The organism is Streptomyces niveiscabiei (assembly GCF_033794345.1).
Lineage (GTDB): Bacteria > Actinomycetota > Actinomycetes > Streptomycetales > Streptomycetaceae > Streptomyces > Streptomyces niveiscabiei.
In genome coordinates, this window is the sequence record NZ_JARAYJ010000009.1 from 20,172 (window position 1) to 32,254 (window position 12,083).

Here is a 12,083-nt window from a genome sequence, read left to right on the forward strand (position 1 = left end):
TCAGCCATCGTCATCAAGACCCTCACCCCCTTGGCCACTGCCGCCCAGCTCGCCGCCCCCGCGCAGAACCCCCGCCTCCTCCCGCGCAGCCCCCGCCGCTCCGTCCTCGCCGACCGCCCCCAGCGCATCCGCCAGATGCTCCAACGCCCCAGCCAACTGCCACCGCGCGTCCACCCCCCGAAACGCTCCCACAGCCCGCCGATGCAGCCTCACCGCCTCCTCGTACCTGCCCAGTTCCCGGCACACCTCCCCCGCCCCGTCCAACGCGACGGCCTCCCGCCCCACGTCCCCCAACTTCCGCTGTACGCCCGCCGACTCCCGGAACAGCCGCAACGCCCCCTCCGGTTTCCCCCGCGCCCGCTCGACCCTCGCCGCCTCCGCCAACCAGTGCCCGCGCCACACCTGGTTGTCCTCGCCCGTGGCGATCACGAGGGCGTCCCCGATCGCGCGCCCGGCCGCGTCGGGATCGCCGGACACCCGCCGCGCCCAGCTCAGCAGGAACAGCGCGTTGCCCTCCCCGAACCGGTCCTCCAGCTCGCGGAAGTCGGTCAGCGCCCGCTCGACGATCGCCGCCGCCTCCGCGCCCCGGCCCAGTTCGCACAGCGTCTCCGCGAGGTTGCTCCGCAGCAGCGCGCTCCAGCGGCGGTCGCCGAGTCCGCCGAAGATCCCGGCGCTGCGCGCGAAGTACGACCGGGCCGCGTCGAGCCGACGGCGGCGCAGCTCGATCAGGCCCAGCGCGTTGACGGAGACCGCCGTCCCTCGGAGGTCCCCCGCGCGCTCACGGACGGCGAGCGCCGCGCGATGGTGCTCCTCGGCCTCGTCGAGCCGCAGCGCCTGGAAGGCGACCCGGCCGAGGTTCTCCAGCGACTCCGCCTCGCCGACCGGTTCCCGCGCGCGTACGGCGCTGTCGAGGCCGATCCGCGCGGTCGTCTCCCAGTCGTCGAACGCGTTGTGGTGCATGTACACCGCGCGCAGGGTCACCGCGAGCCGCCAGGCGATCTCCGGGAACCCGGCGTCGGCGGCGGCCCGGGTGGCGGTGACGAGGTTGGCGCTCTCCGCGCGGTACCAGGCGTACGCGGAGCGGTGGCCGTCGAACCGCAGGGCCGTCGCGGGCGCGGGGACACGGTCGTCCAGGTCGTACCGGTCGTACGGCGCCAGCGCGCACTGCGCGGCGTACGCGGTGTGCAGGTACCAGGCGAGGCAGCGCCCGAGGATCTCGTCCGTCCCGGTCTCCTCCCGCCGGGCGCGCTCGGCCGCGTACGCGCGCAGCAGGTCGTGGAAGCCGTAGCGGCCCGCTGGGCGCCGCTCCAGCAGGTGCGCGCGGACGAGGGTCTCCAGCCCCGCCGCCACGCGCGCGGGTTCGTCGTCGGCGAGCGCCGCCACGGCCGGGACGCCGAACTCGCCGCCCGGGTGCAGGCCGAGCAGCCGGAACAGCCGGGCCGCCGGTGCGGGCAACGCCTGGTACGACCACTCGAACACGCTGTGCATCGCGTCGGACCCCTCCTCGGCCTCCGTCGTCAGGACGTTCCTGTCCCGCAGGTCGGCGATCAGCTCGCGCAGGGGCATCGACGGACGGCCCGCCGCACGCTCGGCGGCGATCCGCAGCGCCAGCGGAAGTCCCGCGCACAGGCGCGCCAGCGTCGCGAGGTCGCCGCGCCGGTCACGGGTGCGGTAACCGGCGGTGGCCGCGCGCAGCAGCTCCACCGAGTCCGTCGCCGGGAACGCCGTCACCTCCAGGCGCAGGGCGCCCTCCCGGGCGACCAGACCCGACAGGTCGTCCCGGCTCGTCACCACCGTGAGGCAGCCGGGGGCGGCCGGGAGCAGCGGGCGCACCTGCGCGCTGTCCGCCGCGTTGTCGAGGAGCATCAGCATGCGGCGGCCCGCGAGCAGGGAGCGGAACATCGTCTCCCTGCGCTCGTGCCCGGCCGACACGTGCGCGGCGGGGACACCGAGGTCTTCCAGGAAACGGCCGAGGATCTCACCCGGCGACGCCGGGCACCCGGCCGTGTACCCGCGCAGGTCCGCGTACAGCTCGCCGTCCGGGAAGTGCGAGCGGACGCTGTGGGACCAGTACAGGGCGAGCGAGGTCTTGCCGACCCCGGCGGTGCCGGTGATCGCCGCGACGCGTACGGCGTGCGGTTCGCCGTCCGTCATCAGCATGTCCAGGCGGGACTGTTCCTCCGTCCGGTTCACGAAGTGGCGGACGACACCGCGGAGTTGGTGGGGTACGAGGGTGGGGGCGGGCAGGGGCTGGTGGACGTGCACCCCGCCGTGGACGTCTCCCGCCTGGACGACCGTGTGTGCCGAGGCCGAGCCCTCGAAGCGGTTCTCCGTGGTGTCGTTCACGGCTGGGCCTCTGGGGGCGGGAGGGCGGAGACGTGGGTGTCGAACCAGGGCGCGAGGGGTTCGGCGGTGTCGTACAGGGACTTGATGAACGTCCGGCAGCGCTCGATGAGGTGCGGGTCGGTGAACTTTCGCGCGGATTCCAGGACGCCCCGGTCGTCGTACACCGCCTCGTACATCACCTGCGCGCCCAGCGTGTAGATCTCCGGGAGCGGGCCCGTGTCCTCGAAACGCGTCACCTGGTCCGCCGCGAGGACCCGGGTGGGGCCGCCGCACTCGTCGCGGATGCGCAGGGCGTGCAGCTCCCACTGCATGTACGCGCTGAGGGGCTCCTCCACGATGCGGACGCGGCGGGCCGTGAAGCCGTGGCGGGTGATCCTCCGGTGGTACTCCGCCATGTCCGCGCGGCCAGCCTCCAGCAGCCGCAGCGCCTCGGCCCAGTCGCCTCGCGCGAACGCCTCCCAGCTGTCGTAGCCGGGCTCCCTGAACGTCTGCTGCCGCTCCAGCTTCCAGAAACCCGGGCCCGCGCTGTTCCAGAAGTGCTTCTCGAAGTCGGCGTAGTAGGCGCCCAGTTCCATGCGCTCGCCCTCGGCGCCGTCGAGCAGGCTACTCATCCGGGATGTCCGCCTTCGCCGCGAGGATCGTCGCCCGTGGAACGACGACCAGACGCTCGCCGGGGTCGACACTGACCCCGTCCGGCAGCCGCCCTTCGTACGCCCTCGTCAGATCTGCGCCGATGACCGCGACGTCCCCGTTCTCCAGCTCCCACATGTCCGGACAGCTCGCGTTTCCCGACGTCTGCCCCAACTCGTGCGAAGACTTCCCGAGCCGCCGGACGAACCCCGCCCCCGGATCGGCTTCCCACCTCTGCCCCATGGCCCCTCCTCAACTCCGAACGCGACGAGAATGTCACTCAGAGTAGCCACTCGGGCGGGGATTGTCACCGGATTTATTTCGGCCGGTGGACGGGCGAGGTTCGGCCGGAGGTGGGGGGAATTGCGTGACCCTCACACCTGCGGTTCGAGGTCCTCCTCCTCGAAGACCAGCAGGGTGCGGCTGCTGAGGACCTCGGGGATGCCCTGGAGGCGGGTCAGGACGAGTTCTCGCAGGGCCCTGTTGTCGGGGGTGTGGACCAGGAGGAGGACGTCGAAGTCGCCGCCCACCAGGGCGATGTGGGAGGCGCCGGGGAGTCGGCGGAGTTGTTCGCGGACCGTGCGCCAGGAGTTCTGGACGATTTTCAGGGTGATGTACGCGCTGGTGCCCTGGCCGGCGCGTTCGTGGTCCACGCGGGCGCCGAAGCCCCGGATGACGCCGTCCTCCACCAGGCGGTTGATGCGGGCGTACGCGTTCGCGCGCGAGACGTGGACCCGTTCCGCGACGGAGCGGATCGAGGCGCGGCCGTCGGACTGGAGCATGCGCAGGATGTCGTGGTCGATCGCGTCCAGCGGGCGCGCGGGCGGAAGCGGGGTTCCGGTTTCCGGGTTTTCGGCCATTTGTTCAGGTGCCATGTCCCCCCGCCTCCCTACCATGGACGTACTGCGTCCATCACAGGTTGTGGAGAACCGTTTGTCCACAGCCTGAGGGCACCCGTAGCCAAACTGTGCCGACGACCGAACAATCGGTAGGTGAGGCGCCTCACCGACGACGCGCCTCCCGTAGCCGCTCCCACGAGGAGGTGCCGTCATGACGGTCATGGAGCAGCGAGGCGCGTACCGGCCCACACCGCCGCCCGCCTGGCAGCCCCGGATGGACCCCGCGCCCCTGCTGCCGGACGCCGAGCCGTACCGCGTCCTCGGCACCGAGAGGCCGGTGGACCAGGAGCTGCTGCTGAGGCTGCACGCCGAGCTGGTGCGCGGGCGGCGCTACAACGCGCAGGCGACGGCCCTGACGAAGCAGGGACGGCTCGCCGTGTACCCGTCCAGCACCGGGCAGGAGGCCTGCGAGGTCGCCGCCGCGCTCGCCCTGGAGGAGCGCGACTGGCTGTTCCCGAGCTACCGCGACACCCTCGCCGTCGTCGCACGCGGCGTGGACCCCGTCGAGGCGCTGACGCTGCTGCGCGGGGACTGGCACACCGGGTACGACCCGTACGCGCACCGCGTGGCCCCCCTGTGCACGCCGCTGGCCACCCAGCTCCCGCACGCCGTCGGCCTCGCGCACGCGGCCCGCCTCAAGGGCGACGACGTCGTCGCGCTCGCGCTGGTCGGCGACGGCGGCACCAGCGAGGGCGACTTCCACGAGGCCCTGAACTTCGCCGCCGTCTGGCAGGCGCCGGTCGTCTTCCTCGTCCAGAACAACGGCTTCGCGATCTCCGTGCCGCTCGCCAAGCAGACCGCCGCGCCCTCGCTGGCCCACAAGGCCGTCGGGTACGGCATGCCGGGCCGCCTGGTCGACGGCAACGACGTCCTCGCGATGCACGAGGTCCTCACCGACGCCGTACGGCACGCCCGCGCGGGCGGCGGGCCGACGCTGATCGAGGCCGTGACGTACCGCGTCGACGCGCACACGAACGCGGACGACGCGACGCGCTACCGGGGCGACGCCGAGGTCGAGGCGTGGCGCGAGCACGACCCGATCGCCCTCGCCGAACGCGAGCTCACCGCGCGCGGGCTGCTCGACGAGGCGCACGCGCAGCGGGTCCGCGACGACGCCGAGGCGATGGCCGCCGACCTGCGCGCGCGCATGAACCAGGACGCCGTCCTCGACCCCGACGACCTGTTCGCCCACGTGTACGCCGCCCCCACGCCCCAACTGCGGGAACAGCAGGCCCTGTTGCACGCGGAGATGGAGGCCGGGGCGTGAGCACCGTCGCCGCCAAGCCGGCCACCTTCGCGCAGGCCCTCACGCGCGCGCTGCGCGACGCGATGGCTGCCGACCCCACCGTCCACGTCATGGGCGAGGACGTCGGCACCCTCGGCGGCGTCTTCCGCGTCACCGACGGCCTCGCGAAGGAGTTCGGCGAGGACCGCTGCACCGACACGCCCCTCGCGGAGGCCGGCATCCTCGGGACGGCCGTCGGGATGGCCATGTACGGGCTGCGGCCGGTCGTCGAGATGCAGTTCGACGCGTTCGCGTACCCGTCCTTCGAGCAGCTCGCCAGCCACGTCGCGAAGATGCGCAACCGCACGCGCGGGCGCATGCCCCTGCCGATCACCGTCCGCGTCCCCTACGGCGGCGGCATCGGCGGCGTCGAGCACCACAGCGACTCCTCCGAGGCGTACTACGCGGCCACCCCCGGCCTGCACGTCGTCACCCCCGCGACCGTCGCCGACGCGTACGGGCTGCTGCGCGCCGCCATCGCCTCCGACGACCCCGTCGTCTTCCTGGAGCCGAAAAGGCTGTACTGGTCCAAGGACACCTGGAACCCTGAGGAGCCGCCGCACGTTGAACCGATCGGACGCGCGACGGTGCGGCGCTCGGGCGCGAGCGCCACGCTGATCACGTACGGGCCCTCGCTCCCCGTCTGCCTCGAAGCGGCCGAGGCGGCGAAGGCGGAGGGCTGGGACCTGGAGGTGGTCGATCTGCGCTCGCTGGTGCCGTTCGACGACGACACGGTCTGCGCGTCCGTACGGCGCACCGGGCGGGCGGTCGTCGTCCACGAGTCCGGCTCCTTCGGGGGGCCGGGGGGCGAGATCGCCGCGCGCGTGACGGAACGCTGCTTCCACCACCTGGAGGCGCCCGTCCTGCGCGTGGGCGGCTTCGACATCCCCTACCCGCCGCCGATGCTGGAACGGCACCACCTGCCCGGTGTCGACCGGATCCTCGACGCGGTCGCGCGTCTCCAATGGGAGGCCGAGGGCTGATGGCACACGCTTTTGATATGCACAGTCTGGAGTTCAAGCTGCCCGACCTCGGCGAAGGGCTCACCGAGGCCCTCATCGTCACCTGGATGGTCCAGGTCGGCGACGTCGTCACCGTCGACCAGCCCGTCGTCGAGGTCGAGACCGCCAAGGCGATGGTGGAGGTGCCCTGTCCGTACGCGGGCGTCGTCACGGCCCGCTACGGCGAGGAGGGCACGGAACTCCCCGTCGGGGCACCCCTGCTGACGGTCGCGGTGAGCCCGGCGGACGCGACGGGCACGGCCGGCTCCGCGAGCACCCCCGCCGCCGAGGGCTCCGGCAACGTCCTGGTGGGCTACGGCACGGCGGAGCCACCGGCCCGCAGGCGCAGGGTCCGGCCGCAGACCGGCGGCGTCGCGGGACGGCAGCTTCCCGGCGGACGCGCGGGCGCCGGGGCGGGCGGCGGGGCCGCGCGGTCCCAGGCGGCGCCCTCGGGGGCCACGCGCGCGGGCGCCGGTGACGGGCGCGGCGTCGCCGCGATCCGGGCGTCCGCCGAGGTCGGGGCCGTGGGCGCGGGCGCGCGCAACGGGGAGGCGAACGGGCTGAACGGGGACGCGGGCGACGGCCCCGTACCCGTCATCTCCCCCCTCGTACGGCGCCTCGCGCGCCAAGGCGGCCTGGATCTGCGGGAGTTGACGGGGTCCGGGCCCGAGGGGCTGATCCTGCGGGCCGACGTGGAAGACGCGCTGCGGGTCGCGGCGGTGCAGGGGCGTACGGCGGGGGCCGCCGCCGATCCGCACGCCGAGGAGAGGGCCGTCGCCTCCGGCGGGACCCGTGTCCCCCTCAAGGGGCTGCGCGGGACCGTCGCCGACAAGCTCACCCGGAGCCGGCGGGAGATCCCGGACGCGACGTGCTGGGTGGACGCCGACGCGACCGAACTCATGCGGGCGCGGGCGGCGATGAACAGCGCGGGCGCGCCGAAGATCTCCCTGCTCGCACTGCTCGCGCGGATCTGTACGGCCGCGCTGGCCAGGTTCCCGGAGCTGAACTCGCGCGTGGACGCGGAGGCCCGGGAGGTCGTGCTGCTGGACGCCGTGCACCTCGGGTTCGCCGCGCAGACGCCCCGGGGGCTCGTCGTACCCGTCGTCCGGGACGCGCACGCGCGCAATGCCGAAGGGCTGTCGGCGGAGTTCGCGCGGCTCACCGAGGCGGCCCGTACCGGCGGGCTGAAACCGGCCGAACTCAGCGGCGGGACCTTCACGTTGAACAACTACGGCGTGTTCGGGGTCGACGGCTCCACGCCGATCATCAACCATCCCGAGGCCGCCATGCTCGGCGTCGGCCGCATCGTCCCCAAGCCGTGGGTCCACGACGGCGAACTCGCCGCGCGACAGGTCGTCCAGCTCTCCCTCACCTTCGACCACCGCGTCTGCGACGGAGGCACGGCGGGCGGGTTCCTCCGGTACGTGGCGGACTGCGTCGAACAACCGGCGGTGCTGCTGCGCACGCTGTGATCGACGCCGGTGCGCTCATGTCCCGCCTGACCTGGGCGTTCCGGACGGAAGACGCCGGGGGCGGGTTTCCCCGGCCCCCGGCGGCCCCCATACTCGGGGCATGACCTCCGCGCCGCCCCCCTACGACGCCGTCGTCCTCGCGGGCGGCGGCGCGAGGCGCCTGGGCGGCGCGGACAAGCCGGGCGTACGGGTGGGGGGCCGGCCCCTGCTGGACCGGGTCCTCGGGGCGTGCGCCGACGCGACGGTCACGGTGGTCGTGGCCGCCCCCCGCCCCACGGTCCGCCCGGTCGACTGGACCCGCGAGGACCCACCGGGCGGGGGCCCGGTCGCCGCCCTCGACGCCGGGCTGCGCCGCACGAGAGCCGACCGGGTCGTGCTCCTCTCCGCCGACCTGCCGTTCCTGGCGCCGGGGACGGTACGGGGGCTGCTGGCGGCGCTGGACGACGCCGAAGGCGCTCTCCTCGTCGACGCCGACGGCCGTGACCAACCCCTCGTCGCCGCTTACCGCGTGTCCCCCCTGCGCCGCGAGCTGGACGCCTTGCGCGCCGGGCACGGGAGCCTCGCCGGGCTTCCCCTCCGGAAGCTCACCGCAGGACTCGAACTCGTCCGCGTCCCGGACCCCGTCGCCGCCTTCGACTGCGACACCTGGGACGACATCGCCGCCGCCAGGGCCAGGATCAGGGAGCATGACCACGTGTTGGACGAATGGATCTCCGCAGTCAAGGACGAGCTGGGCATCGACCTCGACGTCGATACGACGGTCCTGCTGGACCTGGCCAGGGACGCGGCGCACGGCGTGGCCCGACCGGCCGCTCCCCTGACGACGTTCCTCGTCGGGTACGCGGCGGGCCGTACGGACGGCAGCGCGGAAGCCGTCGCCGAGGCCGCCCGCAAGGCCACGGCGCTGGCGCTGCGCTGGGCCGAGGAGGCCGAGGACACCGAGGGCAGGCCGACGGACCCGCCGGCGCCGAAGAACGGCACGCCCACCGACTCCGGCCCGGCCGCAGGATGACCCGCCCCGGCACAGGTCTCGGCCAGGACGAGGACCTCGACGTGGAGGAGGTGCTGGCGCTCGTGCGGAACTCCGGGAGTGCGCGGAACTCCGGGAGTACGGGGAGCACCGGGGACGCCGCGAGCCTCGGGGACGGGAACACCGGGGACGTCCGGAACACCGGGAGCCCTGAGGACGCCGGAAGCCCCGGAGAGGCCGGGAGCGCCGGGAACCCCGGGACCCCCGGACCCGCCAGAAGCGAGGGGCGCCCCAGGAACCCCGCCACCCCCGCCACCCCCGCCTCCCCAGCCACCCACCACCACGCCACCCCCTGGCCCCGAGCCCGTACCCTCGCCGCCCGGGCCGGTCGGAGTGCCGCCGCCCGCCGCACCCCCGCCTCCGTCCCCCTCGATCGAGCACTCGGTCTCCCCCTCGCCGCCCCCCTCTCCGCCCTCACCGACCTCCCCTCCTTCGACACCTCGGCGATGGACGGGTGGGCGGTCTCGGGGCCGGGGCCGTGGGTCGTCCGGAAGGAAGGGGTGCTCGCGGGGCAGCCGGGCTCGGAGCGGCTCGGTGACGGGGAAGCCGTGGGGATCGCGACGGGCGCGCGGATCCCCCTGGACACGACCGCCGTGCTGCGCAGCGAGCACGGCCGGATCGACGACAAGGGCCGGCTGCATCCGACGCGGGACGTCCAGCACGGCCAGGACATCCGCCCCCGAGGGCAGGAGTGCCGTACCGGGGATCTGCTCCTCCCGGAGGGAGCCGTCGTGACCCCGGCCGTGCTCGGGCTCGCCGCAGCCGCCGGGTACGACACCCTCGCCGTCACCCACCGCCCCCGCGCCGAAGTCCTGGTGCTCGGCGACGAGTTGCTGACCGAGGGGCGGCCCCACGAGGGGCTGATCCGGGACGCGCTGGGCCCGATGCTCCCGCCGTGGCTGCACGCGCTCGGCGCGGAGGTCGTGGCCGTACGCCGGCTCGGGGACGACGCGGAGGCGCTGTACGAGGCCGTCACGTCGTCCGGCGCCGACCTGATCGTGACGACCGGCGGGACGGCGGGAGGCCCCGTGGACCACGTCCACCCCATCCTCGCCAGAACCAGCGCCGAGCTGCTGGTCGACGGGGTGGAGGTCCGGCCGGGGCACCCCATGCTGCTGGCCCGGATCAAGGAGGGCCAGCACCTCGTGGGCCTCCCCGGCAACCCCCTCGCCGCCGTCTCCGGCCTCCTCACCCTCGCGGAGCCCCTCCTACGGGCGCTGGCCGCGCGCGGGGCCGCGGAGCCGTACGCGCTGCCGTTGAAGGAGACGGTGCAGGGGCACCCGTACGACACGCGGTTGATCCCGGTCGTCGTACGGGGGGAGCGGGCCGTGCCGCTGCACTACAACGGGCCGGCGATGCTGCGCGGGATCGCGGTGGCGGACGCGCTGGCGGTCGTACCGCCCGGCGGGGTGCGGGCGGGGGACGAGGTGGAGTTGCTGGATCTGCCGTGGGAGTGATGTTTCACGTGAAACACCCGGTTGGCGCGCTTGGGGTGTTTCACGTGAAACATGCCGCCCTCGACGCCGCCCCCTACGCCGGTTCGACCACCGTCGCCCTGCTGACCGTGACCACCCGGTCCCCCCGCTCCAGCGCGCCGAGGCCGGGGTCCGCGTAGTCCAGCAGCTTCTTGCCCCGCACCACCGCGACGATCAGGTCCCCGCAGGCGCGGGGCGCCATGCCGATCTCCTCCGGTGCGACCGGGCGTTCCACGATGTCCAGGCCGCTGCCCAGGGTCATCAGGTCCTCCAGCGTGTTCGCGACGACCGGGCTGACCATGGCGACGCCGAGGAGGCGGCCCGCCGAGCTGGAGCTCGTGATCACCGTGTCGGCGCCGCTCTGCTTGAGCAGGGGTACGTTCTCGTCCTCGCGGGCCGCGACGACGATCGTGGCGCGGCGGTTCAGCTGGCGGGCCGTCAGGGTGACCAGGGCCGTCGTGTCGTCCCGCTGGGGGCAGACGATGACCTGGGCCGCCGTGTGGACCTCCGCCTTGAGGAGCGTCTCCGAGCGGGTCGCGTCGCCGGTCACCGCGACGAGGCCGTCCTCCGCGGCCGTCATGACCGCCTTCTTCTGGACGTCCACGATGACGATCCTGTCCTTCGCGATGCCCTGCCCGACCAGGGTCTCCGCCGCGTGGCGGCCCTTCGTGCCGTAGCCGACGAGTACGACGTGGTCACGCAGGCGGGAGCGCCAGCGGTGGACGCGGACCTGCTGGCGGGTGCGCTCGGTGAGGACCTCCAGCGTCGTGCCGACCAGGATGATCAGGAAGACGACGCGGAGCGGGGTGATGACGACGATGTTGATGAACCGGGCCGTGTCGCTGACCGGGGTGACGTCGCCGTAGCCCGTCGTCGAGAGCGTGACCGTCGCGTAGTACGCGGAGTCCAGGAGGTCCACCGGGCCGTCGGAGTTGTCGTTGTAGCCGTCGCGGTCGATGTACACCAGGAACGTCGTCAGCGCGAGCACGAACAGGGCCAGCAGCAGGCGTTTCAGCACCTGCTGGAGCGGGGGGACGCCGTTGCGGGTCGGCATCGTCACCACGCGGCTCGCCTCCGCGTCGTCGCGGTCGTCGGAGCGCGAGCGGTACCACAGGGTGCGGAACAGGGAGAGTCTGCTCAGCTTCCTCGGCTGACGCGGGTGGTCCTTCATGCGTGCCCCCCTGGGGTGGTGATCCGGTCGGTGGGCACCATGGTTGTCCATGTTCCGCCGAGCATTTTGGAGGCCCTCCTTGCGTGACCACACTGTCGTCGTCGGATTCGGTACGAAGGGGCGTTCCGCGATTCGGACCGCCTGTGCGTCGGGGCTGCGCCGGGAGCAGGTCGTCGTGGTCGATCCGAGCGTGAAAGTGATCGAGGCGGCCACGGCCGAGGGGTACGAGGGGGTCGTGGGGGACGCCACCCGCAGCGACGTGCTGCGGCGGGCCGAGGTGCACAAGGCCGGGCGGATCATCATCGCGACGCAGCGGGACGACACGGCCGTCCTCGTCGCCCTCACCGCGCGCCAGCTCAACCAGGGGGCGATGATCGTCGCCGCCGTCCGGGAGGAGGAGAACGCGCCGCTGCTGCGGCAGTCCGGCGCCGACGAGGTCATCACCAGCGCCGGGGCCGCCGGCCGTCTGCTCGGGCTGTCCGTCCTCTCGCCCGCCGCCGGGGTCGTCATGGAAGGGCTGCTGCGGCAGGGGAGCGGCCTGGACATCGTCGAACGGCCCGTCACCCGTGCCGAGACCGGGAAGACGCCCCGGGAGACCGAGGATCTCGTGGTGAGCGTGGTGCGCGGGCACCGGGTGCTGGGGTACGACGATCCGGCGGTGGGGGTGCTGGAGCTGACGGACCGGATCGTCACGATCGTGCGGTCCTCCGGAGCGGAGGGGGCGGCGGGGGCGGCGGGGGTGCGGCCGGGTTTCGCCGGGTGCGAGGAGTAGCG

The 12,083-nt window shown here is 73.8% G+C and carries 10 protein-coding genes and 1 pseudogene; 6 read left to right on the forward strand and 5 right to left on the reverse strand.

Features of this window, described 5'->3' with window-relative positions; all coding sequences use genetic code 11:
* The 4 genes from PV682_RS14735 to PV682_RS14750 all read right to left on the reverse strand — a co-directional run bounded on the left by PV682_RS14735 (nucleotide 1) and on the right by PV682_RS14750 (nucleotide 3,851).
* Complete coding sequence (locus PV682_RS14735) at nucleotides 1-2,346, reverse strand: ATP-binding protein (protein WP_319729659.1); 2,346 nt, start codon at nucleotides 2,344-2,346, stop codon at nucleotides 1-3.
* Nucleotides 2,343-2,957: a DUF6879 family protein gene (locus PV682_RS14740; protein ID WP_319729662.1), complete on the reverse strand. Its 615-nt coding sequence runs from the start codon at nucleotides 2,955-2,957 to the stop codon at nucleotides 2,343-2,345. The genes PV682_RS14735 and PV682_RS14740 overlap by 4 nt, the downstream gene beginning before the upstream one ends.
* A complete protein-coding gene (locus tag PV682_RS14745) occupies nucleotides 2,950-3,219 on the reverse strand; it encodes a hypothetical protein (RefSeq protein ID WP_319729663.1) in 270 nt (89 codons plus the stop codon). Before PV682_RS14745 ends, PV682_RS14740 begins: the two co-directional genes overlap by 8 nt.
* Nucleotides 3,220-3,350: 131 nt before the next feature.
* The gene (locus tag PV682_RS14750; protein ID WP_407705669.1) at nucleotides 3,351-3,851 is read right to left on the reverse strand and encodes an Lrp/AsnC family transcriptional regulator; all 501 of its coding nucleotides are present in this window, start codon (nucleotides 3,849-3,851) and stop codon (nucleotides 3,351-3,353) included.
* A gap of 175 nt (nucleotides 3,852-4,026) precedes the next feature.
* On the opposite strand from PV682_RS14750, the gene pdhA reads away from it, so the two are divergent.
* The 5 genes from pdhA to PV682_RS14775 all read left to right on the forward strand — a co-directional run bounded on the left by pdhA (nucleotide 4,027) and on the right by PV682_RS14775 (nucleotide 10,120).
* Nucleotides 4,027-5,142 (forward strand): pyruvate dehydrogenase (acetyl-transferring) E1 component subunit alpha, encoded by a 1,116-nt coding sequence (gene pdhA, locus PV682_RS14755; RefSeq protein WP_319729665.1) that lies wholly within the window; start codon nucleotides 4,027-4,029, stop codon nucleotides 5,140-5,142.
* Nucleotides 5,139-6,143, forward strand: a complete 1,005-nt coding sequence (locus PV682_RS14760) for an alpha-ketoacid dehydrogenase subunit beta (protein ID WP_319729668.1) — start codon at nucleotides 5,139-5,141, stop codon at nucleotides 6,141-6,143. Before pdhA ends, PV682_RS14760 begins: the two co-directional genes overlap by 4 nt.
* Nucleotides 6,143-7,633 carry a dihydrolipoamide acetyltransferase family protein gene (locus PV682_RS14765; protein ID WP_319729671.1) on the forward strand — a complete coding sequence of 497 codons (1,491 nt, stop codon included), beginning with the start codon at nucleotides 6,143-6,145 and terminating at the stop codon, nucleotides 7,631-7,633. The genes PV682_RS14760 and PV682_RS14765 overlap by 1 nt, the downstream gene beginning before the upstream one ends.
* Before the next feature lie 100 nt (nucleotides 7,634-7,733).
* Nucleotides 7,734-8,645, forward strand: a complete 912-nt coding sequence (locus PV682_RS14770; protein WP_319729674.1) for an NTP transferase domain-containing protein — start codon at nucleotides 7,734-7,736, stop codon at nucleotides 8,643-8,645.
* Nucleotides 8,642-10,120, forward strand: coding sequence for a molybdopterin molybdotransferase MoeA (locus PV682_RS14775; RefSeq protein ID WP_319729676.1), 1,479 nt, complete (start codon nucleotides 8,642-8,644; stop codon nucleotides 10,118-10,120). The genes PV682_RS14770 and PV682_RS14775 overlap by 4 nt, the downstream gene beginning before the upstream one ends.
* A 73-nt stretch (nucleotides 10,121-10,193) precedes the next feature.
* Here the strand turns inward: PV682_RS14775 and PV682_RS14780 are convergent, their stop codons facing one another.
* Entirely contained in the window at nucleotides 10,194-11,309 is a 1,116-nt protein-coding gene (locus PV682_RS14780) for a potassium channel family protein (protein ID WP_319729679.1), read from the reverse strand.
* A gap of 67 nt (nucleotides 11,310-11,376) precedes the next feature.
* On the opposite strand from PV682_RS14780, the pseudogene PV682_RS14785 reads away from it, so the two are divergent.
* A pseudogene (locus PV682_RS14785) lies at nucleotides 11,377-12,081 on the forward strand (potassium channel family protein); the annotation flags it as partial.
* Between the last annotated feature and the right edge of the window lie 2 nt (nucleotides 12,082-12,083).